Below are 21,941 nucleotides of genomic sequence, written 5' to 3'. Positions count from 1 at the left end.
CTGGTACTGGATGCCGGGTTGCGTGCGGAAAGCCCCGGTCCGGCAGCGAGCGTTATGCCGGCCTGACTGCAGTTCGGAACACATGCCGGCCGTCCCGCCCGTGTCCCCGTGGCGTGCCGAGGTGGTGTGCGAGGGCCGTCATATGTACAGCTCACGTGCCGACTGCGTGCTGCGCGGCGCGGCTGAGCGGGTGGTGTACGCCAAATTGAGGACCGTGCGGCGTACACCGGGCCGGGTGAGGGAGGTGACGCGGTGCGCGGTGGTGTCGCTACGCAGGAGGTAGGCGTCGCCCGCACGGTGATGGGCCGAGCATGCTCGGTCGGTGTCCAGATCGGCCAGTGAGCCGGCCCGGGAGACGTACTGCAGCAGACCGCCGTGGGCCGGCGAGTGCGGGGCTTCGAGGAAAATCACCAGGGCGTAGGGGTAGTCGTCGGTGTGGGCGCCATGGGTGTCGCCCTGTCGGTGGAGGACGTTGAGCACGTGCCGTTCCAGCGGATCGGGCACGGTAAGGGGCGGCTCGCCGGCAACCGCGCCCACGAGACCGAGCAGACGCTGGTCGCCGTAGAGCTCACGTACAAGTGATGATTCCCGGGCGATGACGTGGCCGCCGAGGGTGGTCATGTGCCGGGGGGAGTCGTCCATGCACGACATCGTGAAGTCCCGGCGTCGGGCGATTGCCACCAGCCGCTGGGTCTCCGCCCGCAGCTCGTCCAGGCCGTCCGAGGTGAGCAGTCCGGGTAGCGGGGCGTAGCCGTCGGCGTAGAACCGCAGGCGGGCGGCAGCCGTCTCCTCGGCGGTGCGTGCGGTGAAGGGCACGGGCAACGCCTTCCAGTCGGGTGGGCAGGGCACCACGCCCCATGCGTCCCCGGACGGCGCGCGCCTCAGTCCCCCACGGCATGGAAGTGTCCGAAAGTCGGTACGAGCCAGCACCCCGGTGACCAGCCACCTGTACACCCTGCGCCCCGGTGGCTTCCGGTGCCGCCTCAGCCGACGCTCGCCCCGCCCCCGCCCGCCGGGGCGGCTACGGTCAATCGGTCCGTGATCTCCTCGGCACTCAGCACGAGTGCGAAGCCTTTGCGCAGGACGGCGAGTTCGGGTTCCTGGCGCGACTCGTCGTCGGTGGCCGTGGTGTCGGATCCGAAGACGACCTTGTAGCCGCGTTCGTACGCCTGGCGGGCCGTGGTGCCGCAGCAGTAGTTGGTGAGGGTGCCCGTGACGATGACGGTGTCGCGGCCGAGGTTGCGCAGCATGGTGTCCAGCGGGGTGTCGTAGAACGCGCCGTAGGAGGGCTTGCGGATGACGACCTCATCGGGGCGGCGGCCCATGGGAGCCCACACCTCCGCGGGTCCCGGGCGGCGCCAGGCGGTGTCGGCATGCGGGAGGAAACGCAGGGCGTGCGGCCGGTCCAGCCCGAGATGGGTGTCGTCGAAGAGGGTCCAGATCACCGGGATCGAGGCAGCCCGGCAGTCCTCGATCAGTTGCCGCAGCCGCGGCGCCATCCGGGTGGCCGCAGGCACCCAGTACGGGCTCCACCCGGGGCGGACGAATTCGTCCTGCATGTCGATGACCAGCAGCGCCGTGCGCTCGGGCGTCATGTCGAACGATGCCCGTCCGTTCTCGTACGCCTCCCGCGCCCGCCGGACGACCCAATCCTCGGTATACGCCACCCCTGCCCCCTATCTCGATTCGAGGTACCTCGTTTCGATGTGCGAGAGTAGCAGGATGCTGGAACTGGCGATCCTGGGATTTCTTGCCGAAGGCCCCCTGCACGGCTACCAACTGCGCCGCCGGATTGCGCACCTGTCCGGCCATGCCCGCCCGGTCAGCGACGGCAGCCTCTACCCGGCCATCAACCGCCTGGTCACCGCCGGGCTGCTCGACCGCCGAGCCGAGCCGGGCGTCTCCGCCGCCCAGCGGCACACCCTGAGCCTGACCAGTGCCGGCCGCACCGAACTGCTGCGCCGGCTGCGGGAAGCCGACGGCCTCGACATCAGCGACAGCACCCGCTACTTCACCATCCTGGCCTTTCTCTCCCAGCTCCCCGACCCCGCAGACCAGCACGCCGTCCTACGTCGGCGGCTCGACTTCCTGGAGCAGCCCGCGAGCTTCTTCCACGACGGCGACCGCCCCCTGCGCGCCGAGGACACCGACGACCCCTACCGTCGCGGCATGCTCACCCTCGCCCGCACCACCAACCACGCCGAACGGGCATGGCTGCGCGACCTCCTCGCCTGACACCCCCAGCCCGACTGGGCAATGAAGACGAGGGGCAGCGCCTGCCGCGCATCACCCGCGGGAACACCGCATCGGTGATCAGCCCGCCACGGGACAGACGGCCCTGATGCGAGCTGCGCGGCCTACTCCCTGTAGAGAACTGCCAAGCGGGGCAGGCGGTGAGCGATTCCGCCGTGGTGGCCGAAATCGAAGTTCCACGTGGGATCCAGCTCCGGGTACCGGATGGTGAAGGCGTCGTCAGGGACGTGTTTCCCGGTGGCCCACGATGTGAGCGTTCCAGACGATGCTCAGTGCCTCCTCGCACTCGAGATAGTGTCCGTCGGCCGCCGACGCTCGAACCATGGGCAGTTCCGCCAGCGCATCGGGGTCAGCGACGATGCGTTCGAAGGTCTCGCGTCCCTGCACGATCAGCCAGCCACGCCAGCTCCGAAGTGGCGCGGCGGGCGACCTCCTCGCCGTCGTCCGGATTGGACGTCTGATCGCGGGCCGCCTCGATGAGCTGCCAGAACTGCTGCCTGTTCATGGCGGCAGAGCATGCCACCTGGGTCTGACATCGGGCCGGTTGCGCGAACAACCTCGTACTTCGGTGGCCGGCCCGGTGGCGCCCTTGTCTCGGCACCCCAGTGGCTTCGCGATGACGGGCGCCGGGGCGTACGGGACGAGCCAGCAGATCCTGGAGGCGACGAAGAACCGCTCCAGCGCCTCGGTGGGCTCCACCGTAATGGGAGCGGACCCTTCGCCTCGCCTGCGGCGCCGAGCCGTGGTGCGATGAAAGTGGGGGCCGGGGAAGGAGCGAGCGATGATCCCACCGGCAGGGCAGCACAAGAGCAGCACCGGCCCTGTGTCCATCCGCCCGCTGGAAGAGGCGGACCTGGACCGGGCCGACGAAATCTTCAGGATCGCCTTCGGGACGTTCCTCGGAGCTCCCGAACCGGAAACTTTTTTCGGGAGTGCCGACTACGTCCGCACCCGCTGGACGGCCGATCCACACGCCGCCTTCGCAGCAACCGTGGACGGCGAAGTCGTCGCGTCCAACTTCGCCGCCAATTGGGGCAGCGTCGGCTTCTTCGGCCCGCTGACCGTCCACCCGGACCGGTGGGACCAGGGCATCGGCAGACACCTCATGGAACCGGTCATGGACTGCTTCGCCACCTGGGAGAACCGGCACCTGGGCCTGTTCACCTTCTCCCACAGCCCCAAACACCTGGAGCTCTACCGCCGCTACGGCTTCTGGCCCCGATTCCTCACAGCCATCATGAAAAAGCAGGTCACAGGCCCTGCCGCGGCCCCCAGCCGCATGCTGTACGGCGAGCTTCCCCCCGCCGAGCAGCCCGACGCCCTCGGCCTCTGCCGCACACTCACCGGGAGCGTGTTCGACGGCCTGAGCGTGGAACGCGAGATCATCGCCACCCACGCGCAGGGACTCGGTGACACCATCCTCCTCCAGGGAGCCGACTCCGACCTCGACGGCCTGGCCGTCTGCCACTGCGGAGGCGGAACAGAGGCCGGTGACGACGTCTGCTTCGTCAAATTCGGCGCCGTGCGCCCCGGCCCGCAGGCAGCCGACCGGTTCGAACGCCTGCTCACCGCCTGCGAGCAGCTCGCCGCCGAACGCAACCTGAGCCAACTGGACGCCGGAGTGAACCTGGCCCGCCAGGACGCCTACCAGCGCATGGTCAACCGCGGGTTCCGCACCTGGCTGCAGGGCGTGGCCATGCACCGACCCAACGAATCCGGTTACAGCCACCCCGACGCCTACGTCATCGACGACTGGCGCTGACAGCCCACCGCAACTGGGCCCGCGAGGACGGCCCAGTGCACACCTCGTCGGCGCCGAAGGCCATACCCCTCTCCCTGCCCCCTGCCGACGTGCCGTTGCCTCCGGCTCTTCTTCAGTTCCTGGGCCGCCCACCACGCAGCCGCTCTCGCCTGTGAGCGGTTGCGGGCCCGCTTGAGAAGATCGAGTCATGGCGGAGTCACCTATGCAGATCAATGCCCTCATAGTCGATGCCCAAGATCCCGAGCGGCTCGCTGCGTTCTGGTCCGAACTGCTGGGCAGGCCGGTCGTGGCCCGCATGGGCCCCTACGTCTGGCTCCAGCGCGAAGGCGGCCTGGCGCTGGGCTTCCAGCACACCGCCGAACCAAAACTGGGCAAGAACCGGATGCACTTCGACATCAGCTCCCCCGATCCCGCCGCCGAACAACAGCGCATCGAGAGGCTCGGCGGGCGCAGGCTCGAGCAGTACGCCGAGGGCGGGTTCCTGGTGATGGCGGACCCCGAGGGCAATGAGTTCTGCATCATCCCCGAAGGGCCCTTCGAACTCGACGACGAGGGACGCGCCGACTACCTGGGCTGATGGCCAGCCTGCCGAGCAGGCTTGACGGGGGTCGCGGCGGCATCGCGGTACCTGGCCCTGGACGCGGCGCGACGGTCAGCGGGAAGCGCTCGGGCCAGCGACACCGGCCCAGTGGCCGTTGTTCCGGCCGGCGACATGCTGATCGTGCTGAGCGAAGGCGGCCCGGCGACGACCGCCTACGGCGTCCGCGGACTGGCTGCCGCGGCGGTCGCCGTGACCGCGGCACTGCTGCTGCGCGAGCGGCCGACAGCGACGCTGCTGCTGGCCGGACAGCGACAGGCACTCGGGCTGGCCATTGCGGCCATGGACGGCGGGCTGCGACTTCCCCTCGTCAAGTGCCCGAGTGACGTCCGTCCCGGCGTGGTCCGGACCGGTCTCGTGAGGGCGCAGTCTGCTGTGGTCCGCCGGTTTCCATGCAGCCGTTCGATGGCGTGGCCGGGACCCCGGTCCGCTGCCGAGCGGCAACCAGCCGCCGGGCGTCGGCGGCTTGTGGCGGGCAGGTGCCGGTGATTGGCGTGGCGCACTTGGTGCCGTGCCGGGCTGGTCAGGGGCAGATGATGTAGCGGCCGCGAAGGCCGCTCTGGGCGGTGGCCCGGTGGGCGTCGGCGGCTTGGTCCAGGGAGACGACCGCGTGGACGCGGGCCGGGAGTTCGCCTGCGGCGGTGCGGGCGAGGAGGTCGGCCAGGCGAGTACAGAAATGCGATTCACCCCCGGCCCAATGGCCGGGGCACTCTCGCAAGATCAGAAGTAGCCGCCGTCGTCCGCACGCTCATCCTCGGGGGTGCGTCGGATACGCCACACGCCGAATGCGGCTCCAAGGGCCCCGGGCTGGCTCACCCGCCATCCCACGGCGCTGAGCGAGGAGGACCGCGCCGCATTGAAGGACGTCCTGGCCCGCTGCCCCGAACTCGACACTGCCGCCGGGCATGTCCGCGACTTCGGCGAGATACTCACCAGCCGCCTCGGCGCCACGCTTCCCGCCTGGATCGACGCCGTCGATGCCAGCCAACTGCCCGGCCTCACCGGCTTCGCACTTCACCTGCTTCGAGACCTCGACGCTGTGACAGCCGGGCTCAGCCTGCACTGGAGTTCCGGTGGCACCGAAGGCGCCGTGAACCGCATCAAGAAGATCAAAAGGCAGCTCTACGGGCGAGCCGGATTCGAACTACTCCGCAAGATGATCCTGCTTCAGTGACCCTCCGCGACCGCTCCCCAAGATCTGTGCCAGAACCCCGTTCTCAAGAACAAAGCCATAGGCCGCGCCATCCCACATGTGCAGCGCGTCGCCGACTTCCCGGCGCCACCTCAATGCACTGCATCACGGCCCTGCATCACGGCCTGGTCGGCGGATAGAGTCGAGTGATGCGTTGATCTTCCGGGCGGCAGCCGCGTGCAGCCGCGGACGGTGCAGGGTGCCTCGTAACGGGGCGCTCCAGCAGGCATACCCGTCGATACCTCACCGGAGATCCACCCCATGGCTGCTCAGCAACCCCTCACCTACGACACCTTCGTCGAACTCGCTACGGCTGATCCCGCCGTCGTCGGCCTCGTCCTCAAAGGGTCCCAAGCCCACGACGGCATGGTCACCCCGTACTCCGACCACGACCTGTACGTGGTGGTCGCCGACCACGCCCGCACCCAACTCACCCGGTTCGCGGGTCACCGTAGCGCCGAACTCGACCTCGTCATCGTCACTCTCACCGAGTTCCGCGGGCCCGGGACGCCCGGTTGGGAACGCTACGCTCTCGCCCGTGCCCGAATCGTGCTCGACCGGCTCGACGGAGACATCGCCCGGATCCTCGCCGGCGAGGCACGCCTGAGTGCCGGTAAAGCATTCCAGGACGCAAGCGGCTGGCTCGATGCCTATGCCAACGCCCTCTACCGCTCCGTCAAGAACCACCGCGACGGGCAGACTCTCGCTGCTCAACTTGACGCCGCCGACAGCATCCAGTTCCTGCTCGAACTGCTCTTCGCGCTCGATCGACGCCCCCGCCCCTACAACAAGTACCTGGAGTGGGAACTCGCCCACCATCCGCTTCCGGGCTGGGACACCCACGTACTGCTACGAGCCGTGGACCGCATCTCGGCCACGGGTGACGTAACCCAGCAACGACACGTCTTCGCCCTTGTCGAGACGGCGACCCGAGAAGCCGGACACGGTGCCGTGCTGGACGCGTGGGGCGATGACCTTGGTCTCATGCGACCGCTGTGAGAAGTGCGCTCGTCGCCGGGCCGGAGTTCAGGCCGCCGCGGCGCGGAGCATGCTGGGGCTCAAACCTTTGTGGCGTTTGAACGCGGCGCTGAAGCCGAAGGCGTCGGCGTAACCGACGGATCTTGCGATCTGGGCGACGCTGAGGTCGGTGTCGGTGAGAAGCGTCTCGGCCTCGTCCATGCGGCATTCCGTGACGTAGGCGAGGGGCGAGCGGTCCATCAGCTTGGTGAAGCGCTTGGCGAACAGCGCCCGGGAAACGCCGGCCCGAGCGGCCAGTGACGCAACGGTCCAGGCCTCGGCGGGCTGGTCGTGGAAGGCCCGCAGCGCGGGGCCAAGGACGGGGTCGGCCAAGCCCCGGTACCAGCTGGGCGCTTCGGCGCCGGCCTGGTCGAACCAGCTGCGCAAGGTGCACACCAGGGCCCAGTCGAGGAGCCGGTCCATCAGCGCCTGCGAACCGGCCGAGAGTTGGGCGGCGTCGGCGGCGGCCGTCTCCAACCAGGCACAGACCTCCACGTCCTCCTTCATCACCAGGACGGGCGGCAGAGCACGCAGGAGCCGCTCGTGGCGGTGGCCCGAGGCGCGGTAGGCACCCACGATCATCGCCGTCGCCTCCTCCGAGTCATTGCCCCACCGGATACCGCCGAGCTGCTGGTCGGTGCACTCCGCGTCCGTGGTGAAGCAGGCGATCTCGTACGCGGCATGAGAGCCGTGAACCGAGGTGGGACGGTCCGCGAGATGGAACGGTGCGGGGCCGCACACGATGGCTGTATCCCCCGCACCAACCGCCCGCTCGGTGCCGTCGGGCAGCAGCAGGGTGCCCCCGCCGCGCAACACGCTGATCATGGTGAGCGGGGCCTCGTCGGCGAAGCGGATGGTCCAGGGCGCCGTCAGTACGGCGTGGGTGACGACCGAGCCCTCGGCCCGGATGCCACTGAGCAGCGAACTCAAAGGATCCACACGGCACATCGTAGACGCTCTCCTATGTTCTGGAGCGTTTCTCCCATGGATCATCTACGGCGCGGCGGCTGTACTGGAGACATCGAATCGACCGAGACCCGGGAGACACCGTGACGCAGCACGCCGGCCATGCCAGGACAGCCCTCGTGGTCGTGGCACACCACCGCTCCGATTCCCTGACCGCGCACACGGCCCGTCGTGCCGCCGCCCGGCTGGAGGCCGCCGGATACCGCATCGACCTGCTCGACCTGCACGCCGAGGGATTCGATCCACGGATGAACACCTCCGACCAGCCGGACTGGGGTGACAGGGAAAAGGCGTACTCGGACGAAGTGCACGCCCATATGCAGCGCATCCTTGACGCCGATGTCATCGTGGCCGTGTTCCCGGTGTACTGGCAGAGCGTGCCGGCCATCCTCAAGGGCTGGATCGACCGCGTATGGAACTACGGGTTCGCCTACGGCCGCAGCAAGCCCCGCCTGGCCGGCAAGCGCATGCTGTGGCTCGGCCTCGCCGGCGCCTCCGCCGACGACCCGATCGTGGAAGGAATGCAAACCGTCCTCGAGACGAACCTGAGCGAAGGAATCGCCTACTACTGCGGCTTCTCCCATTCCACCGTCGGTCTGCTCACCGACGCCGAGGAGCGCCCGCAGCACATCGACGCCGAAGGGAACATCCTCATCGGCGAAGCGGTCGCGGGTGCTGAACGTGAGGCGCAGTACGCCGATTTCGACCGGCGTGCAGGGGAGTTCGTGGAAAAGTTCGCCGCCGCGGAATCCCTGGCGGCCTGACCGCCAGACGTACGAACGAGATCGCCGGGAAGCCGCCCCGACTCCGCTCACACCGAGCGGACTCGGGGCGGTCCCTTGCCTTCTCGGCACAGCATTCCGGCATGCTGCGAAGCACAGCTGAACTGGGCACTCGCCACCCTGATGCCCCGCCGCCCCATCAACAAGAGCCCTCACGCCGACACGTGATCGACGACGCCACGGGTCAAACCCCTTTCAGTGCGGCGGAGTTCATGCGCATGCCACTGCTTGGGCAGGGCATCCGGCCTCACATGGAAAGGAGGCTTGGATGAGCCCGGAGCTGAAGAGTTCACTGGCGCGCGGTAGTACGGATGATCCGTCCGACTGGGCGTGGATCGCCGCGATCCTGGCGATCTACCTGCTGATCGGGTACGGGCTGGAGTACCGGTCGAAGAAGCGCAGGGGTGCCGCACGCCCCGCCAAGGCTGCGGCGGAGGGTCTGTTCTCCGAACGCGAAGGGATCGATCCGGGTCAGTACTTCCTCAGCCGCATGGTGATGCTGGGCGGCGGGCTGGCGGCGGGACTCGCCGGCTTGCTCACCCGGAACACACCGACGGTGGTGCAATACCTCACCATGGGCACGGTGGCGCTGCTCGGGATCTTCGCGTGGGCGTATTTCGACCACCGCACCGAGCCGCGCAACGAGACGGAGGCCCAGAAGCCGGACTTGCATGCATGAACGGTCGCCAGCGGCGGCCGAGGAGCGCCCCGCCGCGGCATGTAGGTCTCGCTGCCAGCCGCGTACGCGCAGAGCGTCGGCCCGCCCGGATCCTTCTCGGGCGGGCCAACTCGTGTGTGCCCGCCGGCCCCAACCAACGGGCACACACGTCAAGCCGCACGGGCCGCCGCCGCGACGCACCCAGGCCGCACCTGCCCCTCACGACTAGCCAGACACACGCGTGTCTAACCCGTAACCGTCGACCGATGCCGAACAAGGCCCTGGCACTGGGTGGTGTTGCCCCAGCCGCCGCGCCGCGTTCTGCCCGGCCACAAGGGGGTCGGCACCGGGCAGAGGCACGATCCCGCTCCTCACGTCTCCTCCGTACGACCGGTATCGCGACGTAGGTGACAAACCGCCGGCACGTGGCCGCCCTGAACTGCCGTGTTCGGGGTACCCGCGGGTTCACCGAGCGGGCGTGCCGCAGCGCCCGACGGGCCGAGAAGCAAGCGTGCGACGGGAGGTGATCGCCATGTCGAGTATCCAGCCGCCCAGCGGATCCGGTCAGCAGGCGACGACAGGTTCGGAGCCGGTGGGAGAACTGGTGCAGCGCGCATCGCAGCAGCTGACCGAGCTGGTGCGCGGCGAACTGCGCCTGGCACAGGCGGAGATGAAGGAGAAGGGCAAACGGTACGGCAAGGGCGGTGGTCTCTTCGGTGGCGCCGGCCTCGTCGGATTCCTGATGCTCCAGGCGCTGGTGGCCACCGCGATCGCCGCGCTGGCGGTACCGCTGCCGGTGTGGGCCGCTGCCCTCATCGTCACCGTCGTTCTCGGTGCGATCGCCGCGGTGATGGCGCTGACCGGGAAGAAGCAGGTCAGCCAGGCCGCGCCCCCCATGCCCGAACAGACGCTTCAGAACGTGAAGGCCGACGTGGCCGAGATCAAGGAGAGTGCCAAGCGATGACCCAGCCGCCTCACGACGAACCCACCGCCGCCGGTCCGGACGAGCTGCGCGAGCAGGTCGAGAAGACCCGCCAGGAACTCGGCCGGACCGTGGAGGCGCTCGCGGCCAAGACCGACGTCAAGGCCCGCGCCCAGGAGAAGGCCGCCGAGGCCAAGGAGCAGGCTGCCGCCAAGGCCGGTGAGCTGAAGGAGCAGGCGGCGCTCAAGGCCGGGGAGCTGAAAGCGAAGGCCGCCGAGGCCGCGTCCCGGGTGCAGGACAAGCTGCCCGAGCCGGTCAAGGACAAGGCTGTCCAGGCCGCCGGGCAGGCCCGTGCGAAGGCAGCCCAGGCCGGTCAGCTGATACAGGAGAAGACACCTGAGCCGGTGCGGGCCCAGGCAGTCCAGGGGTCCCAGATCGCGCGGGACAACCGCAGCCTGGTGCTGGCAGCCGCGGGCGCCGGTGTCGTGCTGTGGCTGCTGTGCCGCCGTAAGGGATGAGGTTGTAAAGGCTTCGACAACCGGTGCGGTCAGCGGCTTACTCACGGGTGCGCTGTTCAAACAGGCAGGCAGGGCGCGCTCTTCGCCGGGGTCAAATCGGCCGTCGAACGCGCCGGTGCCGCTAACACCCGCCATGTCACCGGGACTTGACCCGGCCGAGATACACCACCACCGGGGACCGGTCGATAGCAGCCGACCGGTCCCCCACCCCGGTCCGACACCATACGAAAGATCACCGTCATGTCCGATCAGCACGCGGCTACCGCGGTGACGGCCGCCGCCGTCATCGCCCTGATCCTGATCACCCGGGCCGCGTTCCTGCACGGTGGGCGCCGACGCACCACCTACGCGCCCCGCCCGGGACGCCGTGGGCCCCGACACCCCAGCGAGGCTGCTACGCCAGTCGTCACCCCGCCGAAGGGTGCTGCCGAGGCCGCCGTACGCGACGCCGAACAGCACATCCAACGCTGCTGGCAGCGCCTGCAAGCGCACACCGATCCGCCCCAGTGACCAGTTGCCTGGCAGTACCGCACCGGCTCGCCCTGAGGGGACCTGCCGGACGAGCTCGGCTCGTTCCGGACAGCCCGCAAACGACTGGTCAGGTGGGCCGCAGATGGAACTAAAGTCTCCGCGAAGCGGGCCCCGGAAGACCCAGAAAGGCCGGTCTCCGAATCAGTGAAGTCCTCGACGCCCTGGGTCGTCACCAACTTCTTGCGAAAGAGTGGTGCCCCGGGATCGATCAGGGCGTGCGCGTTCTTCTGAGCCCACACCGCCCAGAGACACGCCCTAGGTCCAAAGTCGGTCTGGTGACACCCGCCCACGGGGGTGAGAATTCCGTCCATGGTCGACTCCCATCAGTTGCTCGCCTTCTGCGCCATGTCGCTACTTCTGTCAGCCCTCCCAGGACCGAGCGTGCTCTTCGTCATCGGACGAGCCCTCACCCACGGGCGCAGAACGGCGTTGTCTTCTGTCCTCGGCAACGCGCTCGGCGGCTACGTGCTTGTCATCGCGGTGGCCATGGGCGTCGGAAGCGTGGTCGAGCGTTCGGTCTTGCTCTTCAACGTAATCAAGCTGGCCGGAGCCGCCTACCTCGTCTTTCTCGGCGTGAAAGCGCTGAGGGCGAGCTGGAGGGACCGGGCAATCACGAGGACCGCCTCGGGTGCCGCGCCCGGCGGTGGGGGTGGCTCGGTTTGGGCGGGGTTCGTCGTCGGGGTGACCAACCCGAAGAGCATCGTCTTCCTCACCGCCGTCCTGCCCCAGTTCGTCGACCCGGGAGCCGGGCACGTCGGCGTCCAGATGCTCCTCCTCGGCCTGGCCGGAGCCCTGCTACAACTGGTCTCCGACAGCATCTGGGGGCTGACCGCCTCCACCGCGCGTGCCTGGCTGGGCCGTTCTCCCCGCCGCATGTCACTGATCGGTGGCACGGGAGGGCTGGCCATGATCGGCCTTGGGGCAACTGTCGCCGTCACCGGCCGGGCAGTCTAGTGCTTATGGGCTGTGGCCTCGTCGCTATGCTGACCACCTTCGACCTGGATCGCTACGTGTACCGGGCTCTGGCGCTCGGAGCCAGCCGCTTCCTCCTCAAGGACGTCACCCCGCAACACCTGGCAGCGGCCATACGTTTGGTCGACACCGGCGACGCCCTGCCCTGGTGGAGCGTTTCACCGAAGGCCATCAGGCAGGGGATGCCGCAAGCACCCATGGCTGGAATGCAGGCGACGAACATCGACACGACGCCACCCGGCCCGCTCAAACCGACACATAGGACGCACGACTCACGGCCCTGACGCCCCGTGAACGGGAAATCCTGACCCTGCTGAACCGTGGTCTGCCCAGGAAGCGGACCGGTTCCCTGGGGGATCCGGTCCGCCCGTCGTTCGGTCGAACCGTCCCGGTCTGTGTTCACGGCAGGGGGACGAACCGACCCCGCACCCCTCGGAGTGCGAGGCCGGCTCATCGCCGGACTACTACCGTCCCCTCACCCCCGCCGTCAGGCCCTGTGGAACCTCCGCGTAGCCCGCCGGGCGGGTGGTGAACGTGCCCCGGCCCTGGGTGCGTCCGCGCAGGCGGGAGGCGTAGCCGAAGAGTTCGGCCAGCGGCACCGTTGCCGTCACCACTGCCGTACCGCCGCGCGTCGCCGACGCCGACACCCGTCCGCGGCGCGCTGCCAGATCGCCCAGGACCGCCCCCACGCAGTCCTCCGGCACGGTCACCGTCACCTCGGCTACCGGCTCCAGCAGCCGCAGCACGCAGGCCCGCAGGGCTTCCCGCAGTCCGAGCCGGCCGGCGGCACGGAACGCGAGTTCCGAGGAGTCCTTGGTGTGCGTGGCTCCGTCGGTGAGCGTGACCCGCACTCCGGTCACCGGATGACCGCCCAGCGGACCCTCCGTCAGCGCGTCCCGGCAACCGGCCTCGACCGCGCGGGCGAACTCCCGCGGGACCCGGCCACCGACCACCGTCGAACGGAACACGAAGCCGGCATCGCCGTCCGCAGAGTCCAACGGCTCCACGTCCAGCACCACATGGGCGAACTGCCCGGCGCCGCCGTCCTGCTTGACGTGCCGGTACAGCAGACCCGTCACCCCGCGGACCACGGTCTCCCGGTACGACACCTGCGGGCGGCCGACCGAGACCTCCAGGCCCCGGTCGCGGCGCAGTTTCTCCACCGCCACCTCCAGGTGCAGTTCACCCAGGCCCGACAGCAGCGTCTGGCCGGTCTCCGGATCGGTACGCACCACCAACGACGGATCCTCCTCCGCCAGCCTGGCCAGCGCCGAGGCCAGCCGGTCGGTGTCCTGGCCGCGTCGGGCCTCGACGGCCACCGACACCACCGGGTCGGCCGTGCCCGGCGGTTCCAGCACGATCGGCGCCGAGGGGGCGCACAACGTCGTACCGGCACGCGCCGACTTCGGACCGATCACGGCGACGATGTCCCCGGCCACGGCCAGGTCCGTCTCGGTGTGCCGGTCGGCCTGCACCCGCAGGATCCGGCCGACCCGTTCGGTGCGCTGGGCTCCCGTGTCCAGCACCGTGTCCCCCTTTCGCAGGACGCCGGAATAGATCCGCAGGTACGTCATCCGGCCGGTGGGCGCCGCGTGCACCTTGAAGGCCAGCGCGGCCAGGGGCGCGGCCGGATCGGCGGGACGCTCCTCTTCGGTTCCGTCGATCGTGCCGAGCACGGCGGGCACGTCCGCCGGCGAGGGCAGGTACGCCACCACTGCCTCCAGCAACGGCTCGATGCCACGGTTGCGGTACGCCGAACCGCACAGCACCACCACGGCCTCACCAGTGCCTGTGCCGGTCAGTTCGCGCAGCGCCGTACGCAGTGTTGTCTCCGCGATCGCTCCGACCGTGCAGTACTCCTCCAGCGCCCGCGGATGCAGTTCGGCGACTGCCTCCTCCAGCGCCCGGCGGCGTCGCAGGGCCTCGGCGCGCAAGTCCTCGGGCACCGGGCGTTCCTCGTACGCGTCCGTGTCCGGGGGCCACACCACGGCCCGCATCCGGACCAGGTCGACGACGCCCTCGAACCCCTCCTCGCGGCCGATCGGCAACTGCACCACCAGGGGTGTGGTGCCCAGCCGTTCCCGGATCGATGTAACCGCCGTGTCGAGGTCGGCGCCCGCGCGGTCCATCTTGTTGACGAATGCCAGGCGTGCGACCTGGTGCTTGTCGGCCTCTCGCCACACGGCTTCGCTCTGCGGTTCGACGCCGGCGACGGCGTCGAAGACGGCCACCGCGCCGTCGAGGACGCGCAGCGAGCGGGTCACCTCGTCGGCGAAGTCCACGTGTCCCGGGGTGTCGATGAGGTTGATGCGGTGTCCGTCCCAGTCGCAACTGACCGCCGCCGCGAAGATGGTGATGCCCCGGTCGCGTTCCTGGGAGTCGAAGTCGGTGACGGTGGTGCCCTCGTGCACCTCGCCCCGCTTGTGGACGGCACCGGTCAGGAACAGGATGCGCTCCGTCACGGTGGTCTTCCCGGCATCGACGTGGGCGAGGATGCCCAGGTTGCGGACGGCTTGGAGCGCGCGGAATGTGAGGTCGGTACGCACGGCCTTGAGGCCCTTCTACGTGTGTCGTGAGTGGTGAGAGGCAGCGCGATGGGCGGACGAAGCCTGCGGGGCGCACGCCTGCGCCGGGCCGCGACAAGTCACGGCGCGGCAGGGCAGGGGTCAGCGACGGTCTTCGACCGGGATCTCCAGTGCCGGCCGCGCGGCGGGCACCGGGCTCACGAAGACACGAGGATCACGTCGAACCGTGCCCAGGGGGAGACGACAGCGATGGCGGTACGCACTGTCGGCCTCCCCTCACATCTGAACTCGGAACACGTAGGACGCACGGGCCAGTTCGGGCCGGACGCGTACCGAGAGTGTAGGGACCGGAGTGAGCCTGGGCACGGGAATATTCCAGCAATGCGCATGCCAGGCCCAGCGTCTCCCCCGCCTCTGCGGACGGGAGCCGCTTGGTCCCGACGGTCCTGCGGTTTGCGACCGCAGCGGGTGGCCCGCCCCACGCACCGCCGGGCCACCAGGTACGGACCGCACCCTGGTCGGTACTTCGGACTACTGAGGCGCTGAGGAGGTCTTCGCGCCCGTCGCCCCCCGGGCCGCCCGCAGGGACCGCATCACGAGCGGGACCTGCAACGGCACCCGCGCCCAAGCCGCGGCACGCAGCGCCGGTGAGCGGCGCTGCCAGTCCACCGCCATCTGCACGTTGGCGGGGAGCACCGCGAGGAACAGCCCCGCCGCCAGCCAGCCGCCCGCGCGCCGGGTGCGTGGCACGGCGAGCGCCGCGGCGACAGCGAGTTCGGCCGCGCCGCTCAAATGGGTCCAGGTCCGCGGGCTGCCGGGCAGCCCGCGCGGCACGATCGCGTCGAAGGGCTTCGGCACGGCAAAGTGCGCGGCCCCCGCCACGGCCAGAAGTCCGGCAAGCTGGAGTGCGGACCGGTCGGCGCCGAGAGCGGCGGCGCGGTCGGGCGTACGGGAGGCGGTGGAGTCCACGAGTACCTCGCAACGTCGGGCGGAAGCTGACGGACAAGCTTCTTACTGGCCGGTAGGTTAGCGGACGCTCGGCGTCCCGAGCGGGCCGACCCCGCGGACCATGCTCTCCATCGGCGATGACAACGGCCGCGCTGACGGCCCTGGCCCGGCACAGCCCGCCCACACAGCGCGGCGTACGATCACCCGGATCCTCGCCCGGCAAGCTACAGGAGCCCGTCCGGTGACCGCCCTCGATCCGCCGACCCGCCACCGTGCGGGCCTGCCCGGCATGCAACACCTCACCCGCGTCGAGGACGGTGAGCGCCTGCACAGCCTGCTGTGGCGGCTGGGCGACGGCTGGCGGATGATCAGCAGCGCAGTGCTCGGCGGCGGCATCGGCGAACGCGCCTGGATCCTGAACGCTCAAGTCGGCCATGGCTACCGTCGAATCGACCCGGACCGCCACCTTGCCAGCCTGGCGCGGGCCGCCGGTGCTCATGGCCCGGGCGTCGGGTTGATGACCGCGGCCGATGTCCGCGCCTACGGGTACGCCCTCGACGGCGGGGTGCACGCCGTGGCCACCGCGGGGCTCGGGGTACGCGGATGGGCTGCTTCCCCGGCTGAGGGCACGGTCACGGCACCGCACGCCGGCACGATCAACATCGTCGCGACACTCCCCGTCGCCCTGACCGACGCGGCACTGGTCAACGCGGTGGCCACAGCCACGGAAGCCAAGGTGCAGGCACTGCTCGACGCGGGGTACGACTGCTCCGGCACCCCCACGGACGCCGTCTGCATAGCCGCCCGTTCCCCGCGCGCCGAATCCGAGGTCCACGCCTTCGCAGGCCCTCGCTCCCTATGGGGCGCCCGCCTCGCCCGCGCCGTCCACGAAGCCGTACGCGCCTCCGCCGGCAAGTGATCTGCTCCCCTGAACCCGGGCTACTGACCTTTCGCATGGAAGTGATCCCCCTCGACCCTGCCGGCCAGGCGAGGCAGGGGGCAGCCGGGTCATCCGCACCAGGAAGATCTCCTCACCTATGAGGCAACAGCGCCCAGAATCGTGCATCTCGCTATGAAAGGGCTCGTCGAGTGCGATAGAAGGGCGAGCGTGATCGAAGGTCTCGTCCAACATCTGCTCAAGCACGGCGCTATCCATGGTCGTGCACCACGGATATACCAACTACATACGTGATTACGATGGCACGCCCTGTACCCGGGAGCCAAACTCCTCCCTGAGTCCGAGGTGCGCATGGAAACCGACGCGCACAACGTGACCTTGCTCTTCTCGGAGCTTCAGGTGAGCGAGGTGGCGGTCGGATATGCACCTTTCGTCACCGAGTAAGTCCGTGTCAGTCGGAAACAGGCTCATCCGGTCAGGCAGCAGTCTCCGCATTTCGTGCCCGCCGGAGTGCGGTAGAAGAGGCAGCAGCTGCGGCGGCGGAAGCTGAGGTCGGCGGCGGTGAAGTGGCCGGTGCCGGACAGGCGTCCGGTGGCCAGGAGACCGGTGGTGAGCTCGGTGAGCGGGCCGCGCAGGTCCGGCCGTGCCGTCAGAAGCACCTGGGCGGTGCCGGCCAGTGCTGAAGCGGCGTTGCCGTCAAGGAGTCGGGGCGAGATCTTGACGCGGCTCCCGGCGGCCAGCGCGTCCAGGTGCTGCTCGACCACCACCTCGTACAACTTCTCGGTGAGGTGCGGGATTCGGTCGGCGGGCCAGCCGCTGGGGTTGGGCAGCCTCAGCGTGGGGCCCTCGTCGGCCCGGTGCAGTCCGGTCAGGTCGGGGACGATGCCGTGGAGGAGGGTGCAGGCCAGGACCGGGGACCACAGGCGGGCGGCGTGGCCGAGCTGCGCGATGGAGAGGCCGATGCGCGTCTCCCGGGTGTCGTACCGGTCGGTGATCACCTGCGCGAGGTCGGCAAAGCCTCGGGCGTAGGCATCGGTGACCGGGTGCCATCCCTGGTCGGGGCCGCCCAGGGTCAGGGTGAAGAAGCCTCCCAGCGCCGCTACGTCCTGCAGCGCGGCGGCGACGGCCCGGGCGGGCGCACGAGCAGGCACAGGTACCGGTGCGGTCATGTCTGCGTGGCTTCCTGTTCGGGTGCGGGCTGGTGGGCGGTGAGCGGGATCACCTGTGGCAGGCCGGTGCGGGGATGCTCGGTGATGTCCGCCTCGACGCGGTAGACGTCCCTCAACAGGGCGGGCCTGAGGACATCGCGGGGTGTGCCGTGGGCGACCACACGTCCGGCGTCCATCACGCAGAGGCGGTCGCAGAACGAAGCGGCGAGGTTGAGGTCGTGCAAGGCGACCACGGCGGTGACCCCGAGGCGGCGGACGAGGCGGAGCGCGTCGAGCTGGTGGCGTAGATCGAGGTGGTTGGTGGGTTCGTCCAGCACGATCGTCCCGGCCTGCTGGACGAGTGCGCGGGCGATCAGGACGCGCTGCTTCTCACCGCCGGACAGCCGGTCGAAGGGTGCCTGGGCGAGGTCGGTGACGTCCAGTTCCGTCAGGGCGGCCGTGACGATGGCGCGGTCGTCGGCGTCATCGCCCGCAAAGGGGCGCTTGTGGGGGGTGCGGCCCATGGCCACCACCTCATACACGGTGAGCTCGAAGTCCCCGGCGTGCTCCTGCAGGACAGCCGCCAACTGCCGGGCCAGTTGCTTGCCGGGCATCCGCCAGACGTCCGTCCCGTCCAGCAGCACACGACCCGACGTGGGGCGCAGTGCCCGGTAGACGGTGCGCAGGAGGGTGGACTTGCCGGCGCCGTTGGGGCCGACGAGCCCGACCATCTCTCCGGCGGACACCGTCAGAGAGACCTGATCGACCAAGGGCGCGCCGTCGACAACCACCGACACGTCGTCAATGTGCAGAATCGCGGGTGCCGTTGGCGGCCGTCCGGTCATCCCGGTCATCGCGCGCTCCTTCGCATCAGCCAGAGGAAGAAGGGGCCGCCGACCAGAGCGGTGAGGATGCCGACGGGGATCTCCTCGGGGCTCATCAGGGTGCGCGCGGCCAGGTCGGCGGCGATCAGGAAGGCCGCGCCGAGCAGAGCCGCGGCCGGGAGCGCTCGGCGGTGGTCGGCCCCGACCAGGAGCCGTACGACGTGGGGCAGGATCAGGCCCACGAAGCCGATCTGGCCGCTGACCGCGACGATCGTGCCGATCATCAACGCGACCAGGGTGAACAGTGCGGCACGGAAGCGGTGGACGTCCAGGCCGAGGGCGGCTGCGGCCTCTTCACCGGCGAGCAGCAGGTTCAGCGGACGGCTCACCCCGAGCAGGACGGCCGTACCGATCAGGACCACGGCGGCCGGGATCCACACGATCGTCCAGGTGGTACCGGCCAGTCCGCCGAGCATCCAGCGCATCGCCGACTGCGTCTTGTGGGGGTCGTTGGAGGTGACCACGAGGAAACTCGCCACCGCCGACAGCACCTCCGCCATCGCCACGCCCGCCAGGACCAGCCGTACGGTGGTCATCCGTCCGCCGGAGCGGGCCAGGAAGTACACCGCGACCAGGGCCGCCAGCGCGCCGCAGAACGCCGCCAGCGGCAGCGAGAAGGCTCCGAACAGCGTGACGTTGAGGACGAGGACCAGGACCGCGCCGACGCTCGCGCCCGACGACACTCCCAGCAGCATCGGGTCGGCGAGCGGGTTGCGGACCAGTGCCTGCAACGCCATGCCCGCCACCGTCAGGCCGGCTCCCACCACCGCGCACAGCAGTACGCGGGGCAGCCGGACGTCGGTGACGATCGTCTCCCGTACCGGGGGCCACGTCTCATCGGCGAGGGCGGGGTGCAGGTGGTGGAGCAGGATGCCCCACACCTCGTCGGCCGGGATCGTGACCGAACCGGCCGCGATCCCGAACGTCGCCGCCACCGCCACCAAGGCGGCGAGCCCGGCCAGCACCAGGGAGTAAGGGAGCCTGCGGCGGCCGGTGACGGCCTGCGCGGTCCCGGTCCTGGCAGAGCCCTTGCCGACCGTGTCGGCGGTTACCGGCGTCCTGCCCGTTGCGACGGCGTCGGTGCCGGCGGCGGCCGGTTCGCTCACGCCGGTCACCGGAAGCGGTCCGGGTGGAGCTGACGGGCCAGCGACGCAACGGCCGCGGGCACCCGTACGCCCACGACGGTGGAGGACAGCGGCAGCACCGCGAACCGCCGGTTCTTGATGGCGGGCACGTCCTTCAGCGCCGGATTGGCGAGCAGGAACTCCTTCTTCTTCGCCACGCTCTGGTCGCCGTAGTCGTAGATGACGATGACCTCGGGCGCCCGCTCGGCCACCTGCTCGAACGACACGTCACCGAACGGCTTGTCGAGGTCGGCGAAGAGGTTGACGCCTCCGGCGCGCTCGATCATGTCGTTGCCGATGCCCGCGCCGCCCGCGGTGAAGGCGCTCTTGTCGCCGCTGTCGTAGACGAACAGCTTTACCGGCTCCGCTCCGTCGAGTTTGCTGTCCACCTCCTCCAGGGTGGTGTGCAGCCGTTCGATCTGCCGTTCTGCCCGCTCGGGGACGCCGAAGACCTTGGCGACCTCGCGGATCTCCTTGTCCATCGCGGTCATCGTCACCGGCCCGGCCGGGCATTCCTCGATGTTGAGGCGGGTGTTGATGCCGGCCTGGGTGAAGGCGTCACGGGAGCGGCCCTCCTTCTCGTCGAAGGTGGAGGCCCAGCCGCCGTAGACGAAGTCGGGCTCGGCGGCCAACAGCGTCTCGTACGACGGGTACTGCTCCGACAGCACCTTGACCTTGTCGTAGGCGGCCCGGTACTCGGGGAGGATCGCGTCGTCGAGGTAGCCCGTGCCGACCATCGACTTCTCCAGCCCGAGCGCCAGCATCACCTCGGTCGCGTGCTGGTTCAAGGACACCGCGCGCTGCGGCGGGCGCTGAAACGTCGTTGTCACCCCGCAGTTGGACACGGTGACCGGGAATCCCTTCACGGCCGGTCCGTCGGAGCCCCGGGCGTTGTCCTGGGCGTTTGCACCGCAACTGGTGATGAGCACAGCGGTGGCCGTGGCCAGCAAGGGGGACAGCAGACGTCTGCCCGTCATGGGGAAGGTCCTCTCGTACGGGTGCTACGGACGGTCGGCGCGCAGGCTGCCGGTCTCAGCGGGCCGCGCGGCGCCGGGGCGGGGTGAAGGCGTAGAGGTCGAGGATCTCGGGCCGGGCAGCGATGCCGAGGCCGCCCGCGCTCGCCCAGGCGGCGATGTCCTCGGTCGCGGCGGGGTCGTTGACCAGGCCCAGCCGGACCGGCCGCGCCCCGGCGGTCCGTCCGGCGGAGGAGGGCTGCACGACGATCACGTTGGCCTGATCGCACACATCCAGGCAGGCGGAGACGCGTACGGGAGCGACCTCGCCCAGGCGCGCGGTCTGCGCGGTGTGATCGACGCCGGTCACCTCGGGACTGCCGCAGCAGCAGTCCCGGCACACAACGACCCGGCACGGCACCGGAGTTACCGGTCTTGTACCGACTGCGCCCACTGGGCTGCCGTACGCCTCCTCGGCCGGCCTCACGGGCATGCCGAACCACCCTCCTCCGGGGAAATCCGCCCCGGGTTCGTCGAGGAGGCGACCGCGTGAGTCTCCTGGCTCTCGGGTCGAAGCGCGTCCCGGCCTTCCCACCCGGCTTGGGGCAGTGGCCTGTTCGGGACTGGCTCGCCGATCACAGTGGCGGGACCGCGCCGGATTCACACCGGCTTCCTCGTCCGCCGTCGCCTTGTCGCCGGACATCATCGCACAGGGCTACCTGCATATGATGCGCAGATGCAGAACTATCGCATCAGGGCCGCCATGGCCGCCGACCTCGACGAGGCGCGGGCGGTGATGCTCGACACCGTCTACCGCGACTTCGGCACCGGCTACGTGCCGCGCTGGCACGCCGACATCATCGATCCGGGGTCGTTCTACGTCGCCCCGCCCCGGCACACCCTGCTGGTCGCCGTCGACGAGGAGGACGGGACGGTGGCCGCGACGGCCGCGCTCGACGCGCGGGGGCCGGTCCATCCGCCGAACCCGCGGTGGCTGGCCGAGCGGTACCCGTCGGGTGAGACCGCGCAGCTGCGGCGCGTGTACACGCGCCCGGAGCACCGGCGGCGCGGGCTGGCCCGGCAACTGGTGACAGAGCTGCTGGACTTCGCGCGGACGGACGGCGGTTACCGGTCCGTGTACCTGCACACCGACCCGCACTCCCCCGGCGCGATGGGTCTGTGGCGGACGCTGGGCAAGGCCGTCTGCGACGAGAGGGAGGACCTGCCCGGCGGCGGCAACGGCGTGGTGCACTTCGAGATCCCGCTTGCTTAAATGAAAATCATATTCAT

27 protein-coding genes, 2 pseudogenes and 1 riboswitch are annotated in these 21,941 nt (G+C 69.8%); of the genes and pseudogenes, 16 read left to right on the top strand and 13 right to left on the bottom strand.

Annotated features, from left to right (window positions below; all coding sequences use genetic code 11):
- Nucleotides 1–138 precede the first annotated feature (138 nt).
- Both ACFYW5_RS31145 and ACFYW5_RS31140 read right to left on the bottom strand, forming a co-directional pair.
- Nucleotides 139–816: a hypothetical protein gene (locus tag ACFYW5_RS31145; RefSeq protein ID WP_389420450.1), complete on the bottom strand. Its 678-nt coding sequence runs from the start codon at nt 814–816 to the stop codon at nt 139–141.
- Nucleotides 817–983: 167 nt separating this feature from the next.
- Nucleotides 984–1,667, bottom strand: coding sequence for a cysteine hydrolase family protein (locus tag ACFYW5_RS31140; RefSeq protein ID WP_389420449.1), 684 nt, complete (start codon nt 1,665–1,667; stop codon nt 984–986).
- 55 nt (nt 1,668–1,722) lie between these two features.
- Here ACFYW5_RS31140 and ACFYW5_RS31135 point away from each other — a divergent pair, with 55 nt between their 5' ends.
- On the top strand, nt 1,723–2,235 hold the full coding sequence (locus ACFYW5_RS31135; RefSeq protein ID WP_389420448.1) for a PadR family transcriptional regulator: 513 nt from the start codon (nt 1,723–1,725) through the stop codon (nt 2,233–2,235).
- Nucleotides 2,236–2,472: 237 nt separating this feature from the next.
- Here ACFYW5_RS31135 and ACFYW5_RS31130 read toward each other — a convergent pair whose 3' ends face one another.
- Both ACFYW5_RS31130 and ACFYW5_RS31125 read right to left on the bottom strand, forming a co-directional pair.
- Nucleotides 2,473–2,640, bottom strand: coding sequence for a DUF4240 domain-containing protein (locus ACFYW5_RS31130; protein ID WP_389420447.1), 168 nt, complete (start codon nt 2,638–2,640; stop codon nt 2,473–2,475).
- Nucleotides 2,603–2,758 carry a hypothetical protein gene (locus ACFYW5_RS31125; RefSeq protein ID WP_389420477.1) on the bottom strand — a complete coding sequence of 52 codons (156 nt, stop codon included), beginning with the start codon at nt 2,756–2,758 and terminating at the stop codon, nt 2,603–2,605. Before ACFYW5_RS31125 ends, ACFYW5_RS31130 begins: the two co-directional genes overlap by 38 nt.
- A 276-nt stretch (nt 2,759–3,034) precedes the next feature.
- On the opposite strand from ACFYW5_RS31125, the gene ACFYW5_RS31120 reads away from it, so the two are divergent.
- The 3 genes from ACFYW5_RS31120 to ACFYW5_RS31110 all read left to right on the top strand — a co-directional run bounded on the left by ACFYW5_RS31120 (nt 3,035) and on the right by ACFYW5_RS31110 (nt 5,102).
- Nucleotides 3,035–4,015 (top strand): GNAT family N-acetyltransferase, encoded by a 981-nt coding sequence (locus ACFYW5_RS31120; RefSeq protein WP_389420446.1) that lies wholly within the window; start codon nt 3,035–3,037, stop codon nt 4,013–4,015.
- A gap of 187 nt (nt 4,016–4,202) precedes the next feature.
- On the top strand, nt 4,203–4,592 hold the full coding sequence (locus ACFYW5_RS31115; protein ID WP_389420445.1) for a VOC family protein: 390 nt from the start codon (nt 4,203–4,205) through the stop codon (nt 4,590–4,592).
- 111 nt (nt 4,593–4,703) lie between these two features.
- On the top strand, nt 4,704–5,102 hold the full coding sequence (locus ACFYW5_RS31110) for a hypothetical protein (protein WP_389420444.1): 399 nt from the start codon (nt 4,704–4,706) through the stop codon (nt 5,100–5,102).
- A 34-nt stretch (nt 5,103–5,136) separates the two neighbouring features.
- Here the strand turns inward: ACFYW5_RS31110 and ACFYW5_RS31105 are convergent, their stop codons facing one another.
- Nucleotides 5,137–5,331, bottom strand: coding sequence for a hypothetical protein (locus ACFYW5_RS31105; RefSeq protein ID WP_389420443.1), 195 nt, complete (start codon nt 5,329–5,331; stop codon nt 5,137–5,139).
- 42 nt (nt 5,332–5,373) lie between these two features.
- On the opposite strand from ACFYW5_RS31105, the gene ACFYW5_RS31100 reads away from it, so the two are divergent.
- Together ACFYW5_RS31100 and ACFYW5_RS31095 are read left to right on the top strand one after the other, a co-directional pair.
- Entirely contained in the window at nt 5,374–5,787 is a 414-nt protein-coding gene (locus tag ACFYW5_RS31100) for a transposase (RefSeq protein WP_389420442.1), read from the top strand.
- 279 nt (nt 5,788–6,066) lie between these two features.
- A complete protein-coding gene (locus ACFYW5_RS31095) occupies nt 6,067–6,804 on the top strand; it encodes a hypothetical protein (protein WP_389420441.1) in 738 nt (245 codons plus the stop codon).
- Between the two features lie 27 nt (nt 6,805–6,831).
- Here ACFYW5_RS31095 and ACFYW5_RS31090 read toward each other — a convergent pair whose 3' ends face one another.
- Nucleotides 6,832–7,770 (bottom strand): AraC family transcriptional regulator, encoded by a 939-nt coding sequence (locus ACFYW5_RS31090; protein ID WP_389420440.1) that lies wholly within the window; start codon nt 7,768–7,770, stop codon nt 6,832–6,834.
- A 101-nt stretch (nt 7,771–7,871) separates the two neighbouring features.
- Between ACFYW5_RS31090 and ACFYW5_RS31085 the strand changes: the two genes are divergently transcribed.
- The 8 genes and pseudogenes from ACFYW5_RS31085 to ACFYW5_RS31050 all read left to right on the top strand — a co-directional run.
- Nucleotides 7,872–8,552, top strand: coding sequence for an NAD(P)H oxidoreductase (locus ACFYW5_RS31085; RefSeq protein ID WP_389420439.1), 681 nt, complete (start codon nt 7,872–7,874; stop codon nt 8,550–8,552).
- Between the two features lie 286 nt (nt 8,553–8,838).
- Entirely contained in the window at nt 8,839–9,249 is a 411-nt protein-coding gene (locus tag ACFYW5_RS31080) for a hypothetical protein (RefSeq protein ID WP_389420438.1), read from the top strand.
- Between the two features lie 511 nt (nt 9,250–9,760).
- Nucleotides 9,761–10,192, top strand: a complete 432-nt coding sequence (locus ACFYW5_RS31075; RefSeq protein ID WP_389420475.1) for a phage holin family protein — start codon at nt 9,761–9,763, stop codon at nt 10,190–10,192.
- The gene (locus ACFYW5_RS31070) at nt 10,189–10,668 is read left to right on the top strand and encodes a DUF3618 domain-containing protein (protein WP_389420437.1); all 480 of its coding nucleotides are present in this window, start codon (nt 10,189–10,191) and stop codon (nt 10,666–10,668) included. Before ACFYW5_RS31075 ends, ACFYW5_RS31070 begins: the two co-directional genes overlap by 4 nt.
- A 240-nt stretch (nt 10,669–10,908) precedes the next feature.
- Complete coding sequence (locus tag ACFYW5_RS31065) at nt 10,909–11,178, top strand: hypothetical protein (RefSeq protein WP_389420436.1); 270 nt, start codon at nt 10,909–10,911, stop codon at nt 11,176–11,178.
- Nucleotides 11,179–11,181: 3 nt separating this feature from the next.
- A pseudogene (locus tag ACFYW5_RS31060) lies at nt 11,182–11,289 on the top strand (IS5/IS1182 family transposase); the annotation flags it as partial.
- Between the two features lie 219 nt (nt 11,290–11,508).
- Nucleotides 11,509–12,153 (top strand): LysE family translocator, encoded by a 645-nt coding sequence (locus ACFYW5_RS31055; RefSeq protein ID WP_389420435.1) that lies wholly within the window; start codon nt 11,509–11,511, stop codon nt 12,151–12,153.
- A gap of 20 nt (nt 12,154–12,173) precedes the next feature.
- Nucleotides 12,174–12,318: pseudogene (locus ACFYW5_RS31050) on the top strand (DNA-binding response regulator); the annotation flags it as partial.
- 317 nt (nt 12,319–12,635) lie between these two features.
- Here ACFYW5_RS31050 and fusA read toward each other — a convergent pair.
- Complete coding sequence (fusA, locus tag ACFYW5_RS31045) at nt 12,636–14,717, bottom strand: elongation factor G (RefSeq protein ID WP_389420434.1); 2,082 nt, start codon at nt 14,715–14,717, stop codon at nt 12,636–12,638.
- A 510-nt stretch (nt 14,718–15,227) separates the two neighbouring features.
- Nucleotides 15,228–15,665: a hypothetical protein gene (locus tag ACFYW5_RS31040; RefSeq protein ID WP_389420433.1), complete on the bottom strand. Its 438-nt coding sequence runs from the start codon at nt 15,663–15,665 to the stop codon at nt 15,228–15,230.
- A gap of 220 nt (nt 15,666–15,885) precedes the next feature.
- On the opposite strand from ACFYW5_RS31040, the gene ACFYW5_RS31035 reads away from it, so the two are divergent.
- Complete coding sequence (locus ACFYW5_RS31035; protein ID WP_389420432.1) at nt 15,886–16,563, top strand: adenosylcobinamide amidohydrolase; 678 nt, start codon at nt 15,886–15,888, stop codon at nt 16,561–16,563.
- 446 nt (nt 16,564–17,009) lie between these two features.
- On the opposite strand, the gene ACFYW5_RS31030 is transcribed toward ACFYW5_RS31035, so the two are convergent.
- From ACFYW5_RS31030 to ACFYW5_RS31010, 5 genes are read right to left on the bottom strand one after another with little or no spacing between them, the layout of a single operon-like run.
- A complete protein-coding gene (locus tag ACFYW5_RS31030; protein WP_389420431.1) occupies nt 17,010–17,711 on the bottom strand; it encodes a (2Fe-2S)-binding protein in 702 nt (233 codons plus the stop codon).
- Nucleotides 17,708–18,535 carry an ABC transporter ATP-binding protein gene (locus tag ACFYW5_RS31025; protein ID WP_389420474.1) on the bottom strand — a complete coding sequence of 276 codons (828 nt, stop codon included), beginning with the start codon at nt 18,533–18,535 and terminating at the stop codon, nt 17,708–17,710. Before ACFYW5_RS31025 ends, ACFYW5_RS31030 begins: the two co-directional genes overlap by 4 nt.
- 5 nt (nt 18,536–18,540) lie before the next feature.
- A complete protein-coding gene (locus ACFYW5_RS31020; RefSeq protein ID WP_389420430.1) occupies nt 18,541–19,680 on the bottom strand; it encodes a FecCD family ABC transporter permease in 1,140 nt (379 codons plus the stop codon).
- 5 nt (nt 19,681–19,685) lie between these two features.
- A complete protein-coding gene (locus tag ACFYW5_RS31015; RefSeq protein WP_389420429.1) occupies nt 19,686–20,675 on the bottom strand; it encodes an ABC transporter substrate-binding protein in 990 nt (329 codons plus the stop codon).
- A 55-nt stretch (nt 20,676–20,730) separates the two neighbouring features.
- Nucleotides 20,731–21,072 (bottom strand): (2Fe-2S) ferredoxin domain-containing protein, encoded by a 342-nt coding sequence (locus ACFYW5_RS31010; RefSeq protein ID WP_389420473.1) that lies wholly within the window; start codon nt 21,070–21,072, stop codon nt 20,731–20,733.
- A 109-nt stretch (nt 21,073–21,181) separates the two neighbouring features.
- A riboswitch (cobalamin riboswitch) is annotated at nt 21,182–21,381 on the bottom strand.
- Nucleotides 21,382–21,387: 6 nt separating this feature from the next.
- Between ACFYW5_RS31010 and ACFYW5_RS31005 the strand changes: the two genes are divergently transcribed.
- A complete protein-coding gene (locus tag ACFYW5_RS31005) occupies nt 21,388–21,924 on the top strand; it encodes a GNAT family N-acetyltransferase (protein WP_389420428.1) in 537 nt (178 codons plus the stop codon).
- The last annotated feature ends 17 nt before the right edge of the window (nt 21,925–21,941 follow it).

This window comes from Streptomyces sp. NPDC002779, assembly GCF_042888685.1.
GTDB lineage: Bacteria > Actinomycetota > Actinomycetes > Streptomycetales > Streptomycetaceae > Streptomyces.
The sequence above is the reverse complement of the archived record's forward strand: the minus strand, read 5'-3'. Positions and strand labels throughout refer to the sequence as shown.